The sequence below is a fragment of the Streptomyces sp. 147326 genome (assembly GCF_045000215.1).
In the GTDB taxonomy this organism is placed as follows: Bacteria; Actinomycetota; Actinomycetes; order Streptomycetales; family Streptomycetaceae; genus Streptomyces.
Window position 1 is genome coordinate 503,688 of the sequence record NZ_CP134201.1, and the last position, 22,802, is coordinate 526,489.

The window sequence follows — 22,802 nt, forward strand, 5'->3', positions numbered from 1 at the left end:
TCACGGGCGGCCCCCTGGGGTACGAGGTACGGAATTCCGCGCCCCGGCCGGGTGGCGGCGGGGGCGCGGTTGTGGCGGTCCGCCGAGTCTATGGGGTGCCCTGCCGGCCGGGCCGGCCCTGTCGGGTCTCCGGTGGGGTCCGGCCCGGCCAGCGGGCGCCGTGTCAGAACTCGACGACCGAGCGGAGCACCTCGCCGCGTTCCATCCGGGCGAAGGCGTCCTCGACCCCGTCGAGCGCGATGGTCTCGGAGACGAAGGCGTCCAGGTCGAGCCGGCCCTGGAGGTAGAGGTCGATCAGCAGCGGGAAGTCACGCTCGGGCAGACAGTCCCCGTACCAGGAGGACTTCAGGGCGCCGCCGCGGCCGAAGACGTCGAGGAGCGGGAGTTCGAGCTTCATCTCCGGGGTCGGCACGCCGACCAGGACCACCGTCCCGGCGAGGTCGCGTGCGTAGAAGGCCTGCCGGTAGGTCTCGGGGCGGCCCACGGCGTCGATGACCACGTCCGCGCCGTTGCCCCCGGTCAGGCCCTGAACGGCCTTGACCACGTCCTCCGTGCGGCCGTTGACGGTGTGGGTGGCGCCCAGGCCGCGCGCCCACTCCAGCTTCCGGTCGTCCAGGTCCACCGCGATGATCTTCGACGCGCCCGCGAGCCGGGCCCCGGCAACGGCCGCGTTGCCCACTCCCCCGCAGCCGATGACGGCGACGGAGTCGCCCCGGCCGACGTTGCCGGTGTTCAGGGCGGCGCCGAGGCCGGCCATCACCCCGCAGCCGAGGAGTCCGGCGGCGGCGGGGGCCGCGGCCGGGTCCACCTTGGTGCACTGGCCGGCCGCCACCAGGGTCTTCTCGGCGAAGGCGCCGATGCCCAGGGCCGGGGACAGCGGGGAGCCGTCCTCCAGGGTCATGGGCTGGGTGGCGTTGTGCGTGGCGAAGCAGTACCAGGGCCGCCCGCGCTTGCAGGCACGGCAGGTGCCGCACACCGCGCGCCAGTTGAGGACGACGAAGTCGCCGGGGGCCACGGAGGTGACGTCCGGGCCGACGGACTCGACGATCCCGGCGGCCTCGTGGCCGAGCAGGAAGGGGAACTCGTCGTTGATCCCGCCCTCGCGGTAGTGCAGGTCGGTGTGGCAGACCCCGCAGGCCTGGACCCTGACGAGCGCCTCGCCGGGTCCCGGGTCGGGCACGAGGATCGTCGTCGTCTCCACCGGTGCGCCCTTGCTCCGTGCGATGACCCCTCGTACGCGATGCGTCACGTCGTACCCCGCTCTGATCGAATCGGTATGGATCAACGAACGTACACGGGCGGCACGCGGTAAGGGAGTTGTGTCACGTTTCGGCACGCGACCCGACCAGATCCGGTGGTACGGCGGCCCGGAGTGCCGCACCGAAGGCGGCCACGGCGGGATGGGCGCCGGCCCCGCTGCGGAAGGCGAGGCCGGTACGGCGCCGCACGGGCAGACGAGTGAGGCGCACGGCCGGATCCGCGGGGCCGGTGACCCCGAGCTGCGGTACGAGGGCCACGCCCTGGCCGGCCGCGACCAGCGCGAGCACGGTGGCGAACTCGTCGACCTGGTGGCGGACCCGCGGCGTGAAACCGGCGGCCTGACAGGCCCGTACGGTCATGGCGTGGCAGAGGGTGCCGGGCGTGGCAGTGATCCAGGGCGCCCGCGCGTGGGTGCGCAGGGCCGCGCCCTGGTCGTGCCCCTCGGCCGGCTGCCCCTCGGACGGCTCGGCGGTCTCCCCGGCGGGCGCGGCCAGGTACATCGCCTCGGCGTAGAGCGGCTCGGTGGCCAGTCCCGGCTCCTGGAGGGCGGGGACGAAGTCGTACTCGTGGACAAGGGCCACGTCCAGGTCGCCGGCCCGCAGGGCGTCCGCCACCGCCGCCGGGTCGGTCTCGGAGACCATCGGCTCCAGGGCGGGGTGGTGCCGGGCGAGGTCGGCCAGGGCGGCCGGGACGATGGCCCGGGTGGCGGTGGGGAAGGCACCGATCCGCAGGGCTCCGGCCAGGCCGCCGCGGGCCCTGGCGAGGTCGGCCTCGGCCTGTTCGAGCCGTTCGAGGACAGCCTCGGCGTGCCGGACCAGGTTCTCCCCCGCCGCGGTGAGCCGCACCCGGCGGCCGGTGCGCTCCAGCAGGGGCAGGCCGGCCTCCCGTTCCAGCACGCCGAGCTGCTGGGAGACGGCCGAAGGGCTGAAGGCGAGCGCTTCGGCGACTGCGGCGATGGTGCCGCGGCGGGCGAGTTCGCGCAGCAGGCGCAGGCGTCGTACATCGAGCATCGGTTCAGCTTACGGTTCGGGTAAGGAACGCGAACTGGATTTGACGCTCCGGGCGGGTGAGGCTCTTCGTCATGGGACAGGACATGGCACAGGACATGGCACGGCACACGACACGGCACATCGCGGAAGACCTCCCGCTCCACGGGATCCACGTACCGCTCGTCACCCCCTTCACCCCCGCCGGGGAGATCGCCGCCGGGGCCCTGGAGGCGCTCGCGCACGAGGTGCTCGACGCGGGCGCCACCGGGATCGTGGCCCTCGGCACCACCGCGGAGGCGGCCTCCCTCGACGAGGCGGAGCGCGACCTCGTCACCGGCGTGTGCGCCGAGGTCTGCCGGGAGCGGGGTGCACTGCTGACGGTCGGGGCCGGGGCGAGCGGCACCCGGGCCGCCGAGGCCTCGCTGGCCCGGCTCGCGCGGTGGCCGCAGGCGCGGGCGGCGCTGGTGACCGTGCCCGCGTTCGTACGGCCTTCCGCGCCGGGGGTGTTGGCGCACTTCGCGCGACTGGCGGAGGTGAGCCCCTACCGCTGATCGTCTATCACATCCCCTATCGCACCGGGCAGCCGCTGGACGCGGCCGCGCTGCGGGCCCTCGGGGCGCTCCCCGGGGTCGCCGGGATGAAGTACGCGGGCGGCGGAATCGACCAGGACGCGGTGGCACTGCTCGGGGACCTGCCGGCCGGGTTCGTGGTGCTGGCGGGCGACGACGCGTACCTGTCTCCGCTGCTGGCACTGGGCGCGGCGGGCGGGATCCTCGCCTCGGCGCATCTGGCGACGGAGCGGTTCGTGGAGCTCGCCGCGGCCTGGCGGTCCGGTGACGTGGCCCGGGCGCGGCCGCTGGGGCACGCGCTGGCCCGGATGTCGGCGGCGGCTTTCGCCGAACCCAATCCGGCGGTGGTCAAGGGCGTGCTGCACGCGCAGGGCCGCATTCCGAGCCCCGGCGTACGGCTTCCACTGCCGCCCGCCTCGGAGGCGGCGGTGGCGGCCACCCTGGAGCGGCTGGGCGAGCTTCCCGCCGGCCCGCCGCAGCAGGCGGCTCATGCCGGAAAGAGTCCGTGATGGGCGATTCGCCACCTAAGCGCCTGTAGCCCGAATAAGCCGCATCGAGACTGGACTTGCCCGTATTGAGCAAGGCGCCCCGGCCCGTGATGTGAGTCACGCCGGAGGGGCCAACATCATTTCCGCAGGACAGCCGATTCCCTTTTCCCGGAAAGGGAATCGGCTATTTCACCGAGGAGCCTTCATGGTCATTTAACGGGCTGATAGCGGGATGTCGATCTATGGGTGGAATTCGGGGCTTGTTCCCGCCCTCAGGGCTCACTTACGGTCACCTCACTCCAGGTGGTCCGCTCGCCGAATAGGCCGCCCGCCCGGGCTCTCCCGTCCCCCCACGCGAGGAATTCCCCCATGCCTGCAAAGGGTAAGCACCGTCGGCCGAAGCACCACCCGATCACCCGCAAGCTGGCCCTGGCCGGCACTGGTGGCGCGGCCCTCACTCTGCCGCTGATCAGCGCGACCACCGCAGGTGCGGTGCCTACGGCCACCGCTCCCGCGGCCCAGACCGCCGCCCCCGCGGCCCGCGCCGCCACTCCCACGACGTATTCCGTGGTCGCCGGAGACACTCTTTCCGAGATCGCGGCGGAGCATTCCGTGAGCGGCGGCTGGAAGCAGCTCTACGCGGCGAACCGGAGCGTCATCGGCGACAACCCGTCGATCATCCGGCCCGGCATCAAACTGCAGCTCGGCACCCAGGCGGAGACCGTCCGTGCGAGCAGGTCCGCCGCCCGGCCCGCCATCCAGCCCGCTGCCAAGCCCGCTGCCAAGCCCGCCAGCGCCTACCCGAACAACCTCGACGGGTGGATCCGCGAGTCCCTCGACGTCATGGCCAAGCACGGAATTCCCGGTAGCTACAACGGAATTCACCGCAATGTGATGCGCGAGTCCTCCGGCAATCCGATGGCGATCAACAACTGGGACATCAACGCCCAGAACGGGATCCCGTCCAAGGGTCTGCTCCAGGTCATCGACCCGACCTTCCGGGCCTACCACGTGCCCGGCACCTCGCAGAACTCCTACGACCCGGTCGCCAACATCACCGCCGCCTGCAATTACGCGGCAGCCCGCTACGGCTCGATCGACAACGTCAACGGGCCCTACTAGAACCCGCTTCGGTGACGGGCGGCGCGGACCGGCGGGCGGCGCGGACGAGGATCCGCAGGGGCGCCGCCAGGCCGTAGCCGACGTCCCGGCGCAGGGCACCCACGCCCGCCCGCTCCACGCGGGTCAGCTGGTGCTCCATGAGCTCCCTCATGGTCTCGACGACAGGACGCAGTCCGGGTTCGACGAGGCCGAGGATGCCGTGGGTGGCGTCGAGGGCCGTGCGCGCACGCCGGCTCTCGGCGGCGAGGAGGGCGCGCACGCCCGGGGTGTCACGGGCCTGTTCCAGGTCGGCGCGGGTGACGGAGTGCTCGGCGAGCCGCTCGCGCGGAATGCAGAGCCGGCCCTCCGCGAGGTCCCCGCAGAGGTCCGCGAGGAAGTCGACGCGCTGGGCGGCGTCGACGAACCGCCGCCAGCCGGCGGCCTGTTCGGGGTCGGGGCCGCCCTGGTACTGCAGTCCGGTGAAGACCAGTACGCCGGGCCACGCGTAGGCGTCGAGATAGTCCTGGAAGTCCTCCTCGGCGGCGAAGCCGTCGAAGGCGGCCTCGGCGGTGGCGGCGCCCTCCAGGAAGCGGGAGACCCAGTGCGCGGGGAGGGCGCGGGAGTCCACCGCGTGGGCGTAGGCGCGCAGCACGGGGTCGGGGCTGTCCCCGGACGTCAGGGCCGCCTCGGTCCGCTCGGTCAGCGCGGCGAGTCCGGCGGCCCGCTGCTGTGGGGTGCCGGTCTCGGCCACGTCGTCGACCAGGTTCATGAAGGCGAGCCCCGCGGCGAGGTACGGCACCAGCGGCGGCGCGGCCAGCAGTCGGAGCGCGAGGTAGGGGGCGGGTTCGCGGCGGAGCACCCGGCGGGCGGCATGCGTGTAGTCGTCCCGCAGCCGGGGGGCGGACATCCCGGCCGCCGTGAGGGTGGTGCGCCAGCTGGGCATGGTGGTCGAGCTCCTCGGTGTACGCGTGGGCGGATGGGAGGGCGCGCGTCGCGTGAGCGCCCTCGCTCGGCTCCGTGCGGCCCTGTGCGTGCGGGCACGCGGGGTCAGGTGACGGTGACCTTCCTGAGGCTGCCGTCGGTCTTCCACAGGACGTAGCCGCCGCGCCCGTACTCGTCGCTGAGGTAGGTGCGGATGGAGGGGACCTGGTCCATCATCCATGGGTCGACGATGACGTGGCGCGAGGTCGGCTTCTCGATCTTCAGGTCCTTCTTGGACTGTTCCAGCATGCCGGGCAGCGCGTCCCAGTTGACCGTGGCCATGTCGATCAGCGGCTCCCCCTCCTCGACCGTGCCGTCCGGGCCCGTGCGCGAGGCCGCCCCGTCCCGGTACTGCCAGGAGTCGACGGTCTCGGCGCCGGCGGCGGTGGGGATGGAGGCGAGGATGTAGCCGTCGTAGAGCGTCATGTCGACGAAGGTGGTCGTCCCCGCCTGCTTCTTGAACGCGTCCAGGGCGGTGCGGACGTTCTCCGGCGTCATCATGCTGCCCCGGGGCGCGTCCGCCTTCTGCGCGCTCCCCTTCGGGGACGGGGCCGAGGAGGCGTCCCGCACGGACGGTGCGGCGGGGGTGGCGACGGCCGGGCTGCTCGCGGCGCCGCCCTTCGCGTCGTCGCCGCCGGAGTTACCGTCGGGCAGGAGCTGGACGATGCCGACGACGCCGGCCGCCAGGACCGCGGTGATCGCGGCGCCGATCAGGGCCGGGCGCCTGCGCGGGGCGGACGCCACCGCAACGGGCGTCGTGGCCGCCGCGTACGGGGAGCCACCGGAACCGTAGGGCGGCGGGGTGTGCGGCGTGCCGGCCGGCGCGTACGGACCGAACTGCCCGTACGGGCCCGGCACCACCGGGGAGGCGACGGACGGCGGGACGACGGGCGCGGGGCCGGGGCCGGTACCGAGAGCAGCGCTCGCGTCGCGGAGCAGCTGTTCCAGCTGCGCTCCGTCGGGCCGCGCGGCCGGGTCCCGTACGAGCAGCCGTTCCAGTACGGGCCCCAGCGGGCCGGAGCGAACCGGCGCCGGGATCGGCTCGTCGAGCACGGCGACGACCGTGGCCAGGCTGGTGGCCCGGCGCAGCGGATTGGCCCCCTCGGCTGCCACGTACAGGAGCATGCCGAGCGACCACAGGTCCGAGGCGGCCAGCCCCTCCTCCCCGCGGACCCGCTCGGGTGCGATGTACTCCGGTGAGCCGATCAGCACTCCGGTCGCGGTGAGCCCGGTGGAGTCGTGCAGCGCGGCGATGCCGAAGTCGGTCAGGACGGCCGACCCGTCGGGGCGCAGCAGTACGTTGGCGGGCTTCACGTCACGGTGGAGGATGCCCTCCGCGTGCGCGGCGCGCAGCGCGGACAGGACGTCGAGGCCGAGCCGCACCGCTTCCACGGGCGGCATCGGTCCGGACTCCAGGCGGTCGTACAGGGAGCCGCCCCTGACCATCTCCATGACGATCCACGGGTGCCCGTCGGCGCCTTCCGGCGGTTCGACGATGTGGTGGATCGTCACGACGTGGGGGTGGGCGAGGCGGGCGAGGGCGCGGGCCTCGCGGACGGCGCGTTCGCGCAGCTGGTCCGCGAGGCCGGGCTGGGCGGCGGCGGTGGCCGGGTCCGGCGGGCGTACTTCCTTGAGCGCGACCTCTCGGTGCAGGGCTATGTCGCGCGCCCGCCATACGGTACCCATGCCACCGCTGCCCAGGGGCGCGACCAGTTCGAAGCGCCCGTCGATCAGCTGTCTGCCGGCCTCACTCGTGTCCATGGCGGATCATCGTAGGCGCCGCCACCGTCAGCAGCGTCGGCGGTCCACCACGACCGTTCCCTGGACGGTGTCCACCGTGCGGTCGTAGCACCCGCCGGGGGTTTTCGACCCGTACAGCCGGTAGCGGGCGGAGGTGGTCGCGACCGCGTGGCGCTGGTCGCGCGGGACGTTCGCCGTGTAGGTGGCGTCACCCGTGTACTGGTCGTCGAGCCGGGAGGAGTCCACCGGCCGCCCGCCGCGCAGGGTGACGGTGTCCGCGCGGTCGCCGAGCGCGAGGACGGTGCGCAGCCGGTCACCGGCGCCGAGGGTGGTCTCGCCGTCCATGGTGTAGGTGCGGGCGGTCCGGGTGGTGACCGGCCCGTGCGTGACGCTCTCCTCGTCGGTCCAGGTGGCGTCGAGCGCGTCGAGGTTCTCGCCCTCGGTCCAGCGGTGGACGGAGGTGCCCCGCACGGTGCGGGTGACGGTGGTGGCCACCCGGCCGTGGGAGGTGTTCAGGTGCCCGGCCACGGTCAGCCGGTGGCTGCCCTCGGTGTCCAGGCGGTGCTGGCCGCCGGGTGCGGCGGGCGTCCAGCGGGAGTGGCCCTCCGGGGCGCTCTGCTCGTGCCGGGTGAGGGCGCCGGTGACGACCTGCCGGGCCTCGTCCTGCCACAGCAGCAGGTTGGTGGGGGTGCTCCAGCCGCTCTGGCCGGCCGGAACCCCGGCGACCGACACCTCGATCCGGTGCGGGCGGCCGTCGTTGAGGAGGGCGGCATAGGGGGTGAGGTCGTAGCGGACCGGCTGGACGTCGAAGGCGCGCGGGCCGGGGGTGACGTACCAGAGGAAGGGGTTGTGTGGCGTTAGGGGAGCACGTCTGACCTGCGGTTTCACAGCAATCCCTCGGGATATCACCATACTTGGTGTGCCCGGAGTAGCCCCAGGTCACCCCGTGGATTCCCCGATCTTGCGCACCGCCAGGTGCCCGGGAGTGCCCGGAATCCGACGGTGCGTCAGAACCAAGGGGCGCGTCCTCATGCCGCCCCGATGGGGCCGCTGCGGTCCCTAGTGCGTTGTCCACGAACGTTGGCCGGGTCGGGTGAAGGGGGTGGTTGGTGTTCGCGCCGGGGGTCTGCCAGCCTCACTCTTAATGGCAACGTGACCGTTGTTGAGGGTGAGGTCGTGAATGGCGGAGCCGGTCAGGGCAAGGCGGTTGACCGATGAAGAGGGACAGAGACTGCAGCGGATCGTCCGGCGGGGCAGACATGAGTCGGTGCGGGTCAGACGGGCTCTGATCATCATGGCGTCGGCGTCGGGCACTCCGGTGACGGCGATCGCCCGGCTGGTCGCCGCTCATGAGGACACCGTCCGCGATGTGATCCACGCGTTCAACGAGAAGGGCCTGGCCGCGCTGGACCCTCGGTGGGCGGGAGGCCGTCCCCGCCTGATCAGCGATGACGAACGCGAGTTCATCATCGCGACGGCCAAGACCCGCCCCGCCAAGCTGGGACGTCCGTTCACACACTGGAGTCTTCGCAAGCTCACCGACTACCTGTCCCGCAACCGGATCAGGAAGGTCCAGATCGGCCGTGAACGGCTGCGGCAGATCCTGCGCGAACACGGGATCTCCTTCCAGCGCACTCGCACCTGGAAGGAGTCCAAGGACCCCGACAAGGACGCCAGACTCGACCGTATCGAGCACGTGACCAGGCATTTCCTGGACCGGTGCTTCGCCTTCGACCAGTTCGGCCCCCTGTCGATCCGCCCCTGCCACGGCTCCGCCTGGGCCCAGGAGAAGAAACCGGACCGGCTGCCGGCCACCTACCACCGCACCCACGGCATCCGCTACTTCCACGGCTGCTACTCCATCGGCGACGACCAGCTGTGGGGTGTGACCCGCCGCCGCAAGGGTGGCGACCACAGCCTCGCGGCACTGAAGTCGATCCGTGCCGCAAGGCCCGACGGCGCCCCCCATCTACGTGATCATGGACAACTTCTCGGCGAACAAGACTCCGGCGATCCGGACCTGGGCAAGGAAACACAAGGTCGAGTTATGCCTGACCCCGACCAGCGCGTCGTGGGCCAACCCGATCGAGGCCCAGTTCGGGCCACTGCGCAACTTCGTCACGGGCGGTTCCAACCACCCCAACCACCCGGCACTCGCCCGGAAGCTCCAGGACTACCTGCGATGGCGCAACGCGAATGCCCGCCACCCCGACGTCCTGGCCGCCCAACGCCGCGAACGCGCCAAGGTCCGAAGCGAACGCCAACAACGCTGGGGACGGCCACGGCCTCAAGCCGCCTGACCAACCCCGGCGAACGTTCGTGGACAACGCACTAGAGACTCCGTTGCTGAATGCGTCAGCGGGCGAGTCGGTGGCTGAGGCGTTCGAGTCTGCTGGTGCGGGCTGTACGTAGTGGGTCGATGGCCCACCAAGCGTCGGGCCGGACGATGTTGAGCGTGGTGGCGGGGAAAGCGTATTGAAGGCGGACTTTCGGCAGGCCGCGGTAGCGGGCCCGGCGGATGCCGGCGACGTCGAGGGCCTGGTTGACGGTGCCCTCGACACGCGCGCGGAGGGCGTACTTGGTTCTCCAGGACTCGGTGTCCCGTTCGGCGCGGGCCGCGGCGGTGCGTTCGTGGAGTTCGCGGGGCTGCAGGGGTGAGCATGCGGGTGCCGCGGACGGAGCTAGGGTCTGCCGTCAAAGTGATCTTGGATTGTGGATCATGGAGTCGTGATACGTCGCCATGAACTGTCCGACGCCGAGTGGGAACTCGTGCAGCCGTTGCTGCCCCGGCCCGTGCTGGGGCGGCCGCGGCTTGATGACCGGACGGCCCTGAACGGGATCGTCTGGAAGTTCCGGACCGGGGTCGCGTGGCGCGACGTGCCCGAGCGATATGGATTGTGGGCCAGTCTCCATACCCGTTTCCGCCGGTGGGCGGGTGACGGGACCTTCGAGCGGATGCTCCAGGCCGCGCAGGCGAACGCCGACGCGTCGGGTGACATCGAGTGGCTGGTGTCGGTCGACTCCAGCATCGTCCGGGCTCATCAGCACGCTGCCGGGGCCCGAAAAGGGGGCTTCGAAGCCCGGCGCTCGGGCGGTCCCGCGGCGGGCTGACCAGCAAAATCCACCTGGCCTGCGACGGAGCGGGCCAACCTCTGGCCTTCGTCCTGACCGGCGGGAACACCAACGACTGCACCCAGTTCACCGCCGTGATGGAGGCGATACGGGTGCCCCGAATCGGGCCGGGCCGGCCACGCGTGCGGCCCGGCCACGTCATCGGCGACAAGGGTTACAGCTCGAAGGCGATCCGGGCCTGGCTGCGGTGCCGCGGCATCGCCCACACCATCCGGGAGCGGTCCGACCAGGTCCGCAACCGGGCCCGGCGCGGAAGCCGAGGAGGCCGCCCGCCGGCCTTCGACAAGCAGGTCTACAAACGCCGCAACGTCGTGGAACGGTGCTTCAACCGACTCAAGCAGTGGCGCGGCATCGCCACCAGATACGACAAGACCGCCCAGTCCTACCAAGCAGCCGTCACCCTCGCATCACTCCTGATGTGGGCGTGACACTTTGACGACAACTCTTAGTGCACTTGTCCCGGGAGGGTCAGGTGCGGCCGTCGGCGCAGGCGAAGTCCATCACAATGGCGTCACGGCCGTGTCGGGTGGCCGGACACCAGCCGGAGCTGGTGGAGCCTTCGGGACAGCGGACCTGACGGGCTTTCCAGTCGATCCAGAAGGTGCTCTCGTCGAAGCTCTCGGCAGCTCTGGCCTGGGGCGAGTTGTCGGCCAGGAGCGAAGTGACCATGGTGATGCACTGCCCGGCGGTGGCGGTGATCAGGTCGGCCCAGGGGTAGCCGGAGTCGAGGTAGTGCTTGGCGGGAGATCCTCACCTGGGAGTCCAGTAGGCAGACCGAGCGGAACAGTGAGAAGAGGTTCTGGAAGGCCCTCGGGCGCTTCGGTGGCTGGCATCGCGATGAACCGCACGTGAGGATACCTGAACCACGCGGAGAATCCGAAGGGTAGAACGACCCTCGAACTGCACCTCGGGGCAGTCAGGTTGTGTGTCCGCCGCCGCTCGAAACAGTGGCTCGTCGGCTCGGCGGCCGTGCCTATCATGCTGTTCATGAGCCAGTTGCTGAGCCTAGAAACCCCGGACCACGCGCGCCCGGTGTGTCTTCGAACGGAGCGGGGTGCCTTCGCCACCCTGGATGTCCCACTGCTGGGCACGCCCCCGTGCGGGGGATGGCCCTGCTCGTACCTGGCTTCATGGGCAGCAAAGAGGACTTCCTCCCCATGCTGCCCGCCCTGAGCGCCGACGGCGTACGTGTGCTGGCCGTGGACTGCCGAGGTCAGTACGAGACCGGCGACGCCTCGCCGACGCCCTCGTACTCCCAGGACGACCTGGCCAGCGATCTGGTAGCCGTTACCCGTTCCCTGGGCGCGGGCCCGGTGCATCTGCTGGGCCATTCGTACGGGGGAAGTCTCGTCCGCGCGGCGGTCATCGCAACTCAGGGGGACCCCTCTCTGGGCGTCGGTCACTCTGATGAACTTCGGTCCCGGCGCAGTCTCTTCTTGGCAGCGGGAACGCCTGCACCTGCTGCTCTCCGTTGTGGAATCGATGTCCCTGGCCGACATCTGGCCGTTCGTGCGAAGCAAGGACGAGTCCGTGCCCGAGGACGTCGCACGCTTCCTGGAGCGGCGGTGGATGAGCAACAGCCCGAGCCAGTTGGCGGCCGTTGCGCAACACATGCTGGACGAGACGGACACTACGGCGCGAGGGCACTCGGTTATCACGACAAGACCGCCACCCGCCTGGTCACCGAGGCTGGCGGAACCTGGAGCCGATACGCCTCCGGTGACCACACACGGTGAGTTCTCGTTCCACTCCAGCTGGCATGTCTCGTCACTCGGGGAAAGTGAAGCCCAGTTCGCGCAGGCGGGGCAGGCAGGCTTCGAGGCACTGCTCCACCGACGCAGCATCGGTACGCACGAGGATGTCGTCACGCAACGGGGCGCCACTGGCCACGAACGTCCAGGGCTTCCGCCTCTCTGCCATCCGCTCAGCATCTGCCTTGAACAGCACGGTTATGCCCTGTTCGGCCAGCGCCTCCATGATCGCGACAATGTCCGCCGGTGACCCCTTCAGAAGTGGCTCGAACACACCACGGTGAACCTATCCGTCCGAGGACGGACCACGAACACCGGCCTCGCCACCCAGAGTGACCAACGAGGGCCGTCCAAGCTGGAACACGCGACACCTCAACATGCGGGCCTACCATCTACCAGTCTCACACCCGGATCAGCGGGGCAGGATGCGCAGTACTGCCTCGCGTTCACCGCTGAGCCGCAGGCCTTGCTGTACTGCGGCGCTCAGATCGAGGTCGCCGAGCAGGGTCGCGGCCAGCAGGTGCGGCGGTCCGGTCAGTGACGCGGTGGGGTGGTCGACCCGGCCGGCGTGTGTGTGCACCGAGCCGTCCTTGACTTCGATGACCAGGTCTTCGTTGCCGTCGGCGTGCAGTTGCAGGGCGATTGCCGGCTGGTCGGGGCAGTGGTCGGTCAGTGCCCGGGCGGGCATGTCCAGCCAGTGGGTGCGGAAGGTGTCGCTGCCGGCCGGCTCACGCAACAGCGGAATTCCCCATCGGCTCAGTTCCTGCAGCACCGGCTCCAGCTCGCGGCCACGCTCGGTGAGGGAGAACAGGGTGGTGGCCACCGGCGGCGGGGCGGCCTCGCGGTGGATCAGGCCGGCTTCCTCGAGTTCGCGGAGCCGGTCGACCAGCAGGTTGCTGGCGATCCCGGGCAGCCCGTTGCGCAGGTCGGTGTGCCGGCACGGACCCAGGGCGAGCAGTTCGCGGACGATCAGCAGGGTCCATCGGTCGCCGATGGTGTCCAGTGATTTCGCGATGCCGCAGTACTGCCCGTAGGTGCGCATGCCACCACCCTACATCGTGGTGTTGAGATTCAAAACTCTCTTGTTGACTTTCTCAACAACGTCGGTCTAGCGTCGCTGCCCATGACCACCACCCTTTCCGTGCGTCGGCTGGCCTGGGCCGGCGTCGAGATCCGTCTCGGCGACACCCGCCTGCTGATCGACCCGCTCGAGAACGTCGCTCCGCTGGCGCCGGTGATGGGGCCGCCGCACCGGTCGGTCGACCCGGTCGATACCCCGCCCGGCACCCACGCCCTCATCACCCACCTGCACCCCGACCACTACGACCACGACCTGATCGCCCGGATCGCGGCCACCGGCACGATCGGCTGTCACACCCCAAGCGCGGCCGGGCTGCGCGAGGCGGGCATCACCCCTGTTGCCCAGGACCTGGGCCAGTCACGGCGCATCGGAAAGCTGACCGTCACCCCGGTGACCTCGCTGGACTGGCGCGGCAACGACTGTGACCAGGTCGCCTGGGTCGTCGAAGGCGCCGGCCGGCGGGTCATCCACTGCGGCGACACCCAGTGGCACGGCAGCTGGTGGCAGATCGCCCGCGACCACGGCCCGTTCGACGTCGCGTTCGTCCCGGTCAACGGCGTCATCGCCCACTTCGAGGGCTACGCGGCCAACGTCCCGGCGACCATGACCCCCGAGCAGGGCGTCGAGGCCGCCGTCGCACTCGGCGCCGGCACCGTCTGCGCCATGCACTACGGCCTGTTCCACAACCCGCCGTTCTACACCGAACAACCCGACATCGAGCAGCGCTTCCAGCACGCCGCCAACGAGCGGGGCATCACCGCGGCCATCATCGCCGACGGCCAGCCCGTCCTCTGACCATCAGAAACAAGGAGCAACACATGAAGATCGTCCTGTTCGGTGCCAGCGGCAACATCGGCCGGCCCACCACCGAGGAACTACTGCGTCGCGGCCACACCGTCACCGCGGTCACCCGAGCCGGCCACGTCGACGGACTCAAGCACAAGGCCCTGACCGTGACCACCGGTGACGTCACCGACCCCGCGGCGGTCGCCGGCCTCGCCGCCTCCCACGACGCCGTACTGTCGGCCGTCGGCCCCCGGATCGGCCAGGAAAGCGACCGCGCCACGATCGTCGGTGCCGCCCGTGCGCTGATCGACGGACTCCGCCGAGCCGGCGTCACCCGCCTGGTCACCATCGGCGGTGCCGGTAGCCTGCGCACGCCGACCGGCTCCCGGGTCATGGACGACCCGGACTTCCCCGCGCTGTGGAAGGCCAACGCCCAGGCCCAGTCCGAAGCGCTCGACCTCTACCGCGGCGTGCACGACCTCGACTGGACGTACGTGTCGCCCGCCGCGGTCATCGGAGCGGGCGAGCGGACCGGGGCCTACCGCAGCGCCGGGGACACCCTGCTCACCGACGACGACGGCAACAGCCGCATCTCGTACGCCGACTACGCGATCGCCTTGGCCGACACGATCGAGAGCGGCACCGCGATCCGCCGCCGCATCACCGTGGCGTACTGAGCCATGAGCAACGACGCCGCCGGCCGGCACACCCGATTCATCGTCCTGCTCGCAGCGCTCGTGGCCCTGGGACCACTGTCCATCGACGGCTACCTGCCCGGACTGCCGGACCTCGCCGGCGACCTGCGCGCCAGCGCCGCGGCCACCCAGCTCACCATCACCGCCTGTCTGGCCGGGCTGGCCATCGGGCAGCTGATCGCCGGGCCGCTGAGCGACACCTACGGCCGGCGGCGTCCGTTGCTGGCGGGCCTCGCCCTCTACACGATCGCCAGCGCGCTCTGCGCGGTGGCGCCCGACGTCCGGACACTCATCGGCCTACGCCTGGTCCAGGGCATCGGCGGGGCGTTCGGCATCGTCATCGCCAACGCCATGGTCCGCGACCGCACCTCCGGAACCCGCACCGCACGTCTCTTCTCCGCACTGACCTTGATCACCGGCCTGGCGCCGGTGTTCGCGCCGGTCCTCGGCGGCCAGCTACTGCGCGTCACGGCCTGGCCGGGGATCTTCGTGGGCCTGGCCGTACTCGGCGCCGTGATGCTGGCGGCCTCCGCCGCAGGACTGCCGGAGACCCGGTTCTCCGCGTCACGCCAGCCGCTGCTGGCTGTCGTCGGGCAGCTGCTCAGCGACCGGGTCTTCACCGGGTACGTCCTGGCCAACGGCCTGGTCTTCGCGGCGATGTTCGCCTACATCTCCGGCTCGCCGTTCGTCCTGCAGGAAATCCACGGCCTGTCACCGCAGCAGTACAGCGCCGTGTTCGCCGTCAACGCCGCCGGACTCATTGCGGCCGCCCAGATCAGCGGCCGGCTGGTGGCCCGGGCCGGCGCCCGCGTGCTGCTGCTCGCCGGTCTGCTGGGCGCGACAGCCGGTGGCACCACGGTCCTGGGCGCGGTGCTGACACGGGCACCCCTGCCCGTGCTCCTGATTGGCCTGTTCGTCCTGGTCTCCAGCGTGGGCCTGGTCATGCCGAACGCCGCGGCCCAGGCCCTGGCCGACCACGGCGGACACGCCGGGTCGGCAGCCGCTCTGCTCGGCTTCAGCCAGTTCATGTTCGGCGGGGCACTTGCTCCGCTGGCCGGCGCGGGTGGCGCCACCGACGCCTTGCCGATGGGAATCATCGTCGCCGTGCTGCCGGCGCTCGCTCTGCTCACACTCGGCGTCCTCACCCGGTCGATGCCCGGTGAGCGCACTCGCAGGCCGGCTCGCCAAGGACGTGCCGGGCACCGACCGCGCCGGCACATCGATCGCAGACGAGCCGGCATCCAGTGAATCGGGCCAGCGTCTGGCGAACAGGGTGATTCCGCGATCAGCGTGACAGACGTACGACGACGGTCGGGTGCAGCGACGCGTGGAACGCGAAAGATCGGCGTCCCGCCGCAACGAGGCAGGACCTCCGCAATCCGCCAGCTCGTCCTCCAAGCCCCGGCACCCATCATCGCGGAGGCACTCGGCTACCACGACAAGACCGCCACCCGCCTGGTCACCGAAGCCGGAGGAACCTGGAGTCGATATGCACCTGGCGACCACACACGCTGACAGGAGCGACGTGGCTGCTCTGGTGAGCCAAGCTCCCGCGACCGGCCCGATGTCAGTACCAGGTGGCAGGCTCTGCCTCCATGAACAAGCAGCAGTTCTGGCAGCTCATTGAGGCAGCCCGCAATCAGGCGTCCAACCCGAACGACGGCGAAGCGGTCGCTCGCGAGGCGACCTCGCTGCTGGCCTCCCGGCCGGTCGAGGAGATCGTCGCAGCTGAGCAGGTTCTGTGGGACCTGATGGTTGACTCCTACAGCAATCCTCTCTGGGCCGCTGCTTACCTTGCCAACGGTGGGTGCTCTGACGACGGCTTCGACTACTTCCGCGGCTGGCTGATCGCTCAGGGCTGTGAAGTATTCGAGCGCGTAGTCGCTGATCCCGATGCCCTGGCAGAACTGCCCGTCGTTCAAGCCTCCGCAGCCGACGGCGTCGACCTGGAGGGTGAGGACATGCTGGGCATCGCCTGGAACGCACACATCTCGGCGACCGGTGATCAGCTCCCAGCGAGCCCACCCACCATCCGCTACCGGGAGCTGGACCCCACCTGGAACTTCGATTTCGATGACCACGACGAAATGACCCGCCGACTGCCCCGCTTGGCAGCTCTCTATCTGGAGTAAGCGGAAGCTCGCAGTCACAAGACGAGGTCCAACAGCAGAGAACGAGACTCCCGGATCACTGTCGGTCATCTCATCGGGCCGTGCACACGCCTCGGCTGACTAATACGCGACACCTCAACATGCGCGCCTACCAGTCTGCCGAGCGCGTTGCCAGCCCGGGCGCCTGAGGGATATTCCCCAGATCTCGTATGACACAAGAAGGGATATCAGGCTCGCGCGAGCGCGCTGGTAGTTCTTTCGGACGGCTACGGGGGTTTTCCCGAGGATGGCAGCGGTCTCTTGGTGGCTAAATCCATCCAATGCGTATGCCATCACTTGCCGTTCGGCCCGGGATAGCTGCGCGAGCGCATCGAGCACCATCTGCCGCTCCTCGGACGCGATCACTTCCACTACTGGGCACCTGCCACCAGGACGGTCAGGTACCGGGTCGCACGGGCTCGTGCGGCTGGCCGCCTGACGAAGGTAGAGGCGGTAAGCAACTTTCCGCAGATACGCTCGCGGGTGCTCCAGAGTCCTCCATTTATCTGGGAGAACTACGCAGAAGGCTTCGTAGGCGGCGTCGGCCGCCTCGTACGAATTGGCGCCAGCGTTCATCAGGAAGGCGATCAGAGAGGGCATCTGCATTTCATACAGATCATCGAAATGCTGGCGGAAAGATTGTGGCCGTAGCCGTCCGCAGATGCCGGCCCGCAAGCAGGCCACGTATACGTCGCTAAGGAGCCTGTCATTGTGTTCGCTAAGAGATCGTAACAGGATCTTGTTGAGATGCCCTGGTCGGGCGTAACCAGTGCGATGATTCGGCCGTTCGTGAGTGCGTGAGCACTCGGCCGTGGATCGTGGACGACGACTTGTGGGCACTGATCGAGCCGCTGCTGCCGCCCTGGCCTACGAGGTCGCCAGGGCCGCGGCCGGTGGCAGACCGGTTGTGTCTGCAGGGCATTCTGTACGTCCTGCACAACGACATCGCCTGGCAACTCCTGCCGCCTGAGCTGGGGTTCGGCTCCGGACAGACCTGCTGGCGAAGGCTGGAGCGGTGGCAGCAGGCCGGAGTCTTCGACCAGCTGCACCGGATCCTGCTCGCCGAGCTGAACGCGGCCGGCCGGCTCGACTGGTCGAGGGCGTGCGTGGACGGCTCTCACATCCGCGCGAAAAAGGGGGAGCCGACACCGGTCCGTCGCCGGTCGACCGGCGGAAGACGGGCAGCAAACACCACTTGATCTGCGACGGACGCGGCACCCCGCTGAAAGTCATCACGACCGCGGCGAACGTCAACGACGTCACGCAAACCCTCGCCCTGGTCGACGGCATCCCGCCGGTGGCGGGCCGCCCCGGCCGTCCCCGCAGACGCCCGGACGCTCTGCTGGGAGACAAGGGGTACGACTCCAATCCCAACCGGGAAGAGCTGCGCAGACGCCGGATCCTGCCCGTCATCTCCCGCAAGGGCGCCCCGAACATCAAGGGCATGGGCAAACTCCGCTACGTCGTCGAGCAGACCTTCGCCCTCCTGCACCAGTTCAAACGACTCGCGGTCCGCTGGGAACGCCGCACCGAACTCCACGACGCGCTCGTCTCCCTCGCCTGCAGCCTCATCTGCTGGAGACGCCTCAACAAGCCCGATTCATGATCGTGTTACAAACTCTAAGGAGGCGCTGGAGAGTCGCCTCCTCGTAAAGAAGTCGAGATAGGTCACTTTGCTCAGTCGGCTCTATCTGCCCAGCCGTACCGGGGAGTTCACTCATTTCGCATCTCCTCATGAGGAGCGACCACCCCACCCACGGTGATCTCGACCTGACTGTCGCCCGTCTTCTCTGACAGTCGGCTGCCAGACGGCAGGAAACGGATTCGCTCGGACAACCCGTGGTGATACAGCTCAGCGTGCCGGACTTCTGCCCGAACCTTCATCCATTGGTAGCTGATCTGTGCGAGGTAGCTAGCCAGCCATACCCCAAGTCCCCATGCCGTCACCGGATCCATGCCCGAGCTCCTCCACCGTGTGCGGCACGCCCCACGCGGCCGCGTCTGGTTCCTTAAGCAGACAGAGGCCTTGAGCGTGACATCCCGCCGCTGAAACCGATCGCTGCTCGGCGTAGAACCTGGCGTTTGCCCTGGCTCCCTCCCCATCACCAAGGCTCTCGCCCACTACTCACCGTGACAGTGAGGCAGTACCGCTGAGGAATACGCGACGCTTCAACATGCGATCTCACCAGTCCCGAGGCCGGACATCGGGGAGGCCCGCCCCCCCCGTTATGTTTTTCGCGGTCCTGCAATGGGGCCGCTGGCCTCCGGGCCCGGTATGACTGTGTCCCCTCTGTCGAAGGCATGACCTGGGGGGTGGTGTCGCCGGGTCCGAGGGGTGCCGTCGGAGACGCTGATGAGAGACCCGGCCACCGCCCGGTCCGGCGCAATGCCGGGCACAGACGTGGGCGGCAGGTCTACATAACGTGGATGCGCGAGCACGGTGCCATTGCCGAGGCCGGCACGGTCAACACCTGGGAAGGGTGCGATGTTAGACACCGAAGGCGTGGGCGTCTTCCTCGGGATGGACGTCGGCAAGACCGCCCACCACGGCCACGGGCTCACCCCGGCCGGGAAGAAGGTCTTCGACAAGGCGATGCCCAACAGCGAACCGAAGCTGCGGGCCGTCTTCGACAAGCTCAAAGCCAAGTTCGGCACCGTCCTGGTGATCGTGGACCAGCCCGCATCCATAGGCGCCCTGCCTCTGACCGTCGCCCGCGACGCCGGCTGCCAGGTCGCCTACCTGCCCGGACTCGCGATGCGACGGATCGCCGACCTCTATCCAGGCGAGGCGAAGACCGATGCGAAGGACGCGGCGGTGATCGCGGACGCGGCCCGGACGATGCCTCACACTTTGCGTTCGCTGGAGCTGACCGACGAGATCACCGCCGAGCTCACGGTGCTGACCGGCTTCGACCAGGACCTCGCGGCCGAGGCCACCCGCACTTCGAACCGGATACGCGGTCTGCTGACCCAGTTCCACCCCAGCCTCGAGCGGGTCCTGGGCCCGCGGCTGGACCACCCCGCCGTCACCTGGCTCCTCGAGCGATACGGATCCCCGAACGCTCTGCGGAAAGCCGGCCGCCGCAGACTCGTTGAGGTGATCCGTCCCAAGGCCCCCCGCATGGCGGCCCGGCTGATCGACGACGTCTTCGACGCCCTCGACGAACAGACCGTCGTGGTCCCGGGAACCGGCACCCTCGACGTGGTCATCCCGTCGCTGGCCCGCTCGCTCGCCGCGGTCCACGACCAACGCCGGGCCCTGGAAGCCCAGATCAGCACCCTGCTGGTGGCTCACCCTCTTCACCAGGTCCTGACCTCGATGCCGGGAGTCGGAGTCAGGACCGCCGCCGTCCTGCTGGTCACCGTCGGCGACGGGACCGGCTTCCCCACCGCCGCCCACCTCGCCTCCTACGCCGGCCTCGCCCCCACGACGAAGTCGTCAGGGACCTCGATCCACGGCGAACACGCACCCAGAGGAGGAAACCGGCAGCTCAAACGCGCCATGTTCCTCTCCGCCTTCGCCTGCATGAACGCCGACCAGGCCTCCCGCGCCTACTACGATAGGCAAAGAGCCCGCGGCAAAACCCACACCCAGGCTCTCCTCCGCCTCGCCCGCCAACGCATCAGCGTCCTCTTCGCCATGCTCCGCGACGGAACCTTCTACGAATCCCGGACCCCCAGCGTCACTCTCGCCGCATGACCGCCCCAAACAGCCTCAAACCCGGCGCCACATCCTTGACGAAGGACATAGAGACACCCCCCCCCGGCCCGCGCTTCCTCCAGCTGGTCCTTTGGGAGTCCGCACTTCAGGGCGATGCGGGCCATCTGCTCGGCGAGCTCGGCCTGTCCGCGCCAGCGCACCCAGAACACGCGCACGCCTTCGGCGCGGGCGATGTCGGCCAGGGCGGAGGCGATTGTGGTTTTACCCACCCCGCCCACTCCGCACAGCACCGCCAGTCGCTCGGCGGGCCGCTTCAGCATGCGCCGCAGTGCCGCGAGCTCGTCGGTACGCCCGCGGACGGGTCCGTCCCCGTGGGGGGCTGACAGAGATTCCATCCCGCCGGCCAGGACCCGCTCCAGCGGCACCAGCCGCACGGGCCCTGGCCCGCCACCGCCCTCGATGCGACGGCCTACCACGGCCAGCGCGGCCGCGACGACCACGGAGACGATGAAAGCGGGCCACACCACCCACGGGTCCTCGGCCCGGCCCGGCAGCACATCCGTCACGTAGTTCGTCACCACGGCCGACGCCGCGGCGGCCACTGCCGCTGCGGCCGCAACCGCCGAACCCGCCCACGCACCCCTCGCCTGCACCCTGCCCCCAGCCTCGCCCCACGCGTCAGGGGATGAGCGTAGAAGAGGGCCTGCGGCTGCATCGGCCGAAGCAGTAGATCGCCGAGCAAGACCGGTCGGCGGGTCGCCCCTCCTCGCGGTCGGGGGCGGGGAGGCGACCGAAGGCACCTTGTACTTTACGGAACAGGCAAAAGAAGGCCGCCCGCTGAGCCCGCTGTCACTTCTCCCGGCCGGGGCAACGCCCGACCCTTGACGCCGCTCGTGGACGGCGATGACCTGAGTGGCACCGCCCGGGGGCACCACGAAATCCACTCCTGCCGAGCCTCCTGCGGAGCGGCACCGCCTCCGAGGCCGGGATCTATACCCCACCCCTGTTCGCACATGCGTTCGTTATGCAGCTAGTACCTTGTCGGGGGCACCCCAGGCCGCGCCGTCGTCTCGGGACCGGGAGGCTGCTATTCATCACAGTTGAACGTTCAGTGAAATTCGGCCACTTGCTTCCTTTGCCATCAACAGCTAAGAGGTGAAGGATGGCATGTATGGGGACTGGCTCCTGTCCACACGCCCCGGGGGGTGAAAGTGGTTTCCTCGGGAATCTGCGAGTCAGTCCGGACCCCCCGTCATGCTTTTTTACAACAGGGGACCATCATGAGCAGCACTCAGCGGCGCCGTCGAATTCCTACGTGTATCGGCGCATCATGCCTGGCTGCAGCACTTGCCTTCTCAACAGGTGCAACCATCGCTACGGCAGCCTCTCAAGCCCCAGTCGCGGAGTCGATGCCAGCGCAGGACGATCCCGGCAGTGACCAGTCCGGGACCGACACCAGCGGTTCCGACACGAGCTCCCAGCAGGATGGCAGCCACCCGCAGGGCACCGACACGAGCTCCCAGCAGGATGGCAGCCACCCGCAGGGCACCGACACCGGCAGCCAGCACCCGCAGGGCACCAGTAAGACCGACCCCCAGCGCGACGGCATGGGCCAGACCGACGGAAACAGCGAGATCGACGGGCAGCAACAGGGCACCGCGACCACCGGCAAGTCCGAAGCCCAGCGCGAATGCGAGAGGGCGAATCGGCCTTGGGCCGAGGCCGAGAGCGGCGGATTCTGCGGCGAGTTCTATAAGATCGAAGGAAATCAAGATGAGCTGACCGATGCCGAAAAGAAAGAAGTGAAAAAGGCGGAAGTAACAGTGGGATGCTTGAAGGATGCCGCTTTGGCTATCGCACCTCACCCGCGCGTACTTGGCAAGAGGGGAACGGTCATCCAGTGGGTTAGCAATGGGCTCGATGGCTACGCCATAATCGAAAACGCAGGCACGAAAGAGAAGGTGGACTGGAAGGCCGTCCTCATCGATCTCGTCCCAGGCGTGGACTGCTACAAACTCGTTGTTCTAGCCACAGCACCCGCGGAGTGAGGGGCAGATCACAGCACACCGAGCAGGGCGTTGTCTTCCCACTGGTCGACCACTTCGAGATGGCCGGCCAGGACCTTGGAGTGCGGGCGCAAGGTCAGCGCGAGACGCGTTGTTCGTTGCCCAGCCGGGGCGATGCGGGGTGCTTTCGCGTTCGGGGAGCTGGACTTGATGCTCGGTGACGGCTCCACGGAACTCGCGGCCCGCGCGGACACGACCGTGTGGCTGCGGATGCCGTGCGGGTGCCGTGAGGCCACCTCTGTCACCGTCCGCTGGGACCAACTCTCCGAGGCCATGGGCCGGTAGGCGGCCTCGGGACTGGTACTGCCGTTTGACGCGCTGCGCAGGAGTGGGAGTGTTCAGCCGCCGGCCG

General features: G+C 69.5%; 21 protein-coding genes and 4 pseudogenes. 12 read left to right on the top strand and 13 right to left on the bottom strand.

The features are described 5' to 3' along the window. Positions 1–163: 163 nt before the first annotated feature. Complete coding sequence (locus tag RIU97_RS02525) at positions 164–1,249, bottom strand: S-(hydroxymethyl)mycothiol dehydrogenase (protein WP_404953091.1); 1,086 nt, start codon at positions 1,247–1,249, stop codon at positions 164–166. Positions 1,250–1,322: 73 nt separating this feature from the next. Then, the gene (locus RIU97_RS02530) at positions 1,323–2,270 is read right to left on the bottom strand and encodes a LysR substrate-binding domain-containing protein (RefSeq protein ID WP_404953092.1); all 948 of its coding nucleotides are present in this window, start codon (positions 2,268–2,270) and stop codon (positions 1,323–1,325) included. Positions 2,271–2,365: 95 nt separating this feature from the next. Between RIU97_RS02530 and RIU97_RS02535 the strand changes: the two are divergent. Both RIU97_RS02535 and RIU97_RS02540 read left to right on the top strand, forming a co-directional pair. Then, positions 2,366–3,327: pseudogene (locus tag RIU97_RS02535) on the top strand (dihydrodipicolinate synthase family protein). A gap of 348 nt (positions 3,328–3,675) precedes the next feature. Then, the gene (locus tag RIU97_RS02540) at positions 3,676–4,428 is read left to right on the top strand and encodes a transglycosylase SLT domain-containing protein (RefSeq protein ID WP_404953093.1); all 753 of its coding nucleotides are present in this window, start codon (positions 3,676–3,678) and stop codon (positions 4,426–4,428) included. Here RIU97_RS02540 and RIU97_RS02545 read toward each other — a convergent pair. The 3 genes and pseudogenes from RIU97_RS02545 to RIU97_RS02555 form a co-directional block, all read right to left on the bottom strand. Next, positions 4,412–5,350 carry a phytoene/squalene synthase family protein gene (locus RIU97_RS02545; protein WP_404953094.1) on the bottom strand — a complete coding sequence of 313 codons (939 nt, stop codon included), beginning with the start codon at positions 5,348–5,350 and terminating at the stop codon, positions 4,412–4,414. The two genes, RIU97_RS02540 and RIU97_RS02545, sit on opposite strands and share 17 nt — an antisense overlap. 104 nt (positions 5,351–5,454) lie before the next feature. Further along, positions 5,455–7,149 (bottom strand): serine/threonine-protein kinase, encoded by a 1,695-nt coding sequence (locus tag RIU97_RS02550; RefSeq protein ID WP_404953095.1) that lies wholly within the window; start codon positions 7,147–7,149, stop codon positions 5,455–5,457. Positions 7,150–7,176: 27 nt separating this feature from the next. Beyond that, positions 7,177–7,977, bottom strand: a pseudogene (locus RIU97_RS02555) (peptide-N4-asparagine amidase); the annotation flags it as partial. A gap of 331 nt (positions 7,978–8,308) precedes the next feature. On the opposite strand from RIU97_RS02555, the pseudogene RIU97_RS02560 reads away from it, so the two are divergent. Then, positions 8,309–9,428 (top strand): annotated as a pseudogene (locus RIU97_RS02560) (IS630 family transposase). A gap of 55 nt (positions 9,429–9,483) precedes the next feature. Here RIU97_RS02560 and RIU97_RS02565 read toward each other — a convergent pair. Further along, complete coding sequence (locus tag RIU97_RS02565; RefSeq protein WP_404962732.1) at positions 9,484–9,780, bottom strand: transposase; 297 nt, start codon at positions 9,778–9,780, stop codon at positions 9,484–9,486. A gap of 141 nt (positions 9,781–9,921) precedes the next feature. Between RIU97_RS02565 and RIU97_RS02570 the strand changes: the two are divergent. After that, positions 9,922–10,688 (top strand): annotated as a pseudogene (locus tag RIU97_RS02570) (IS5 family transposase). Between the two features lie 40 nt (positions 10,689–10,728). Here RIU97_RS02570 and RIU97_RS02575 read toward each other — a convergent pair. Further along, positions 10,729–10,929: a hypothetical protein gene (locus tag RIU97_RS02575; protein WP_404953096.1), complete on the bottom strand. Its 201-nt coding sequence runs from the start codon at positions 10,927–10,929 to the stop codon at positions 10,729–10,731. Between the two features lie 488 nt (positions 10,930–11,417). On the opposite strand from RIU97_RS02575, the gene RIU97_RS02580 reads away from it, so the two are divergent. Next, positions 11,418–11,996, top strand: coding sequence for an alpha/beta fold hydrolase (locus tag RIU97_RS02580; protein ID WP_404962733.1), 579 nt, complete (start codon positions 11,418–11,420; stop codon positions 11,994–11,996). Positions 11,997–12,027: 31 nt separating this feature from the next. Here RIU97_RS02580 and RIU97_RS02585 read toward each other — a convergent pair whose 3' ends face one another. Further along, positions 12,028–12,285, bottom strand: a complete 258-nt coding sequence (locus tag RIU97_RS02585; protein WP_404953097.1) for a hypothetical protein — start codon at positions 12,283–12,285, stop codon at positions 12,028–12,030. A gap of 138 nt (positions 12,286–12,423) precedes the next feature. Continuing rightward, entirely contained in the window at positions 12,424–13,053 is a 630-nt protein-coding gene (locus tag RIU97_RS02590; protein ID WP_404953098.1) for a winged helix-turn-helix transcriptional regulator, read from the bottom strand. A gap of 81 nt (positions 13,054–13,134) precedes the next feature. Between RIU97_RS02590 and RIU97_RS02595 the strand changes: the two genes are divergently transcribed. The 4 genes from RIU97_RS02595 (at position 13,135) to RIU97_RS02610 (ending at position 16,705) form a co-directional block, all read left to right on the top strand. After that, positions 13,135–13,887 carry an MBL fold metallo-hydrolase gene (locus RIU97_RS02595; RefSeq protein ID WP_404953099.1) on the top strand — a complete coding sequence of 251 codons (753 nt, stop codon included), beginning with the start codon at positions 13,135–13,137 and terminating at the stop codon, positions 13,885–13,887. 23 nt (positions 13,888–13,910) lie between these two features. Then, on the top strand, positions 13,911–14,555 hold the full coding sequence (locus RIU97_RS02600; RefSeq protein WP_404953100.1) for an NAD(P)-dependent oxidoreductase: 645 nt from the start codon (positions 13,911–13,913) through the stop codon (positions 14,553–14,555). Between the two features lie 3 nt (positions 14,556–14,558). After that, positions 14,559–15,821 carry a multidrug effflux MFS transporter gene (locus RIU97_RS02605; protein ID WP_404953101.1) on the top strand — a complete coding sequence of 421 codons (1,263 nt, stop codon included), beginning with the start codon at positions 14,559–14,561 and terminating at the stop codon, positions 15,819–15,821. 347 nt (positions 15,822–16,168) lie between these two features. Further along, entirely contained in the window at positions 16,169–16,705 is a 537-nt protein-coding gene (locus RIU97_RS02610) for a DUF4240 domain-containing protein (RefSeq protein ID WP_404953102.1), read from the top strand. A gap of 114 nt (positions 16,706–16,819) precedes the next feature. On the opposite strand, the gene RIU97_RS02615 is transcribed toward RIU97_RS02610, so the two are convergent. Beyond that, a complete protein-coding gene (locus RIU97_RS02615) occupies positions 16,820–17,563 on the bottom strand; it encodes an RNA polymerase sigma factor (protein WP_404953103.1) in 744 nt (247 codons plus the stop codon). Between RIU97_RS02615 and RIU97_RS02620 the strand changes: the two genes are divergently transcribed. After that, positions 17,539–18,329 (top strand): IS5 family transposase gene (locus RIU97_RS02620; protein ID WP_404962734.1). Its coding sequence is split into 2 segments (ribosomal slippage): positions 17,539–17,854 and positions 17,854–18,329, totalling 792 coding nucleotides; the frame shifts between segments, so codons are not numbered across the junction. The genes RIU97_RS02615 and RIU97_RS02620 overlap by 25 nt on opposite strands. A 107-nt stretch (positions 18,330–18,436) precedes the next feature. Here RIU97_RS02620 and RIU97_RS02625 read toward each other — a convergent pair. After that, entirely contained in the window at positions 18,437–18,679 is a 243-nt protein-coding gene (locus RIU97_RS02625; RefSeq protein WP_404953104.1) for a hypothetical protein, read from the bottom strand. Between the two features lie 529 nt (positions 18,680–19,208). On the opposite strand from RIU97_RS02625, the gene RIU97_RS02630 reads away from it, so the two are divergent. Beyond that, positions 19,209–20,423, top strand: coding sequence for an IS110 family transposase (locus RIU97_RS02630; protein ID WP_404953105.1), 1,215 nt, complete (start codon positions 19,209–19,211; stop codon positions 20,421–20,423). On the opposite strand, the gene RIU97_RS02635 is transcribed toward RIU97_RS02630, so the two are convergent. Beyond that, entirely contained in the window at positions 20,384–20,965 is a 582-nt protein-coding gene (locus RIU97_RS02635; protein ID WP_404953106.1) for a hypothetical protein, read from the bottom strand. The two genes, RIU97_RS02630 and RIU97_RS02635, sit on opposite strands and share 40 nt — an antisense overlap. Positions 20,966–21,664: 699 nt before the next feature. Between RIU97_RS02635 and RIU97_RS02640 the strand changes: the two genes are divergently transcribed. Beyond that, positions 21,665–22,432, top strand: coding sequence for a hypothetical protein (locus RIU97_RS02640; protein ID WP_404953107.1), 768 nt, complete (start codon positions 21,665–21,667; stop codon positions 22,430–22,432). Between the two features lie 8 nt (positions 22,433–22,440). Here RIU97_RS02640 and RIU97_RS02645 read toward each other — a convergent pair whose 3' ends face one another. Continuing rightward, complete coding sequence (locus RIU97_RS02645; RefSeq protein WP_404953109.1) at positions 22,441–22,686, bottom strand: hypothetical protein; 246 nt, start codon at positions 22,684–22,686, stop codon at positions 22,441–22,443. Between the last annotated feature and the right edge of the window lie 116 nt (positions 22,687–22,802).

Coding starts and splice junctions, on each gene's coding strand:
- RIU97_RS02530 (WP_404953092.1), bottom strand. CDS start 2,270: ATGCTCGATGTACGACGCCTGCGCCTGCTGCGCGAACTCGCCCGCCGC.
- RIU97_RS02540 (WP_404953093.1), top strand. CDS start 3,676: ATGCCTGCAAAGGGTAAGCACCGTCGGCCGAAGCACCACCCGATCACC.
- RIU97_RS02545 (WP_404953094.1), bottom strand. CDS start 5,350: ATGCCCAGCTGGCGCACCACCCTCACGGCGGCCGGGATGTCCGCCCCC.
- RIU97_RS02550 (WP_404953095.1), bottom strand. CDS start 7,149: ATGGACACGAGTGAGGCCGGCAGACAGCTGATCGACGGGCGCTTCGAA.
- RIU97_RS02575 (WP_404953096.1), bottom strand. CDS start 10,929: ATGGTCACTTCGCTCCTGGCCGACAACTCGCCCCAGGCCAGAGCTGCC.
- RIU97_RS02580 (WP_404962733.1), top strand. CDS start 11,418: ATGCTGCCCGCCCTGAGCGCCGACGGCGTACGTGTGCTGGCCGTGGAC.
- RIU97_RS02590 (WP_404953098.1), bottom strand. CDS start 13,053: ATGCGCACCTACGGGCAGTACTGCGGCATCGCGAAATCACTGGACACC.
- RIU97_RS02595 (WP_404953099.1), top strand. CDS start 13,135: ATGACCACCACCCTTTCCGTGCGTCGGCTGGCCTGGGCCGGCGTCGAG.
- RIU97_RS02600 (WP_404953100.1), top strand. CDS start 13,911: ATGAAGATCGTCCTGTTCGGTGCCAGCGGCAACATCGGCCGGCCCACC.
- RIU97_RS02605 (WP_404953101.1), top strand. CDS start 14,559: ATGAGCAACGACGCCGCCGGCCGGCACACCCGATTCATCGTCCTGCTC.
- RIU97_RS02610 (WP_404953102.1), top strand. CDS start 16,169: ATGAACAAGCAGCAGTTCTGGCAGCTCATTGAGGCAGCCCGCAATCAG.
- RIU97_RS02625 (WP_404953104.1), bottom strand. CDS start 18,679: ATGGATCCGGTGACGGCATGGGGACTTGGGGTATGGCTGGCTAGCTAC.
- RIU97_RS02630 (WP_404953105.1), top strand. CDS start 19,209: ATGTTAGACACCGAAGGCGTGGGCGTCTTCCTCGGGATGGACGTCGGC.
- RIU97_RS02640 (WP_404953107.1), top strand. CDS start 21,665: ATGAGCAGCACTCAGCGGCGCCGTCGAATTCCTACGTGTATCGGCGCA.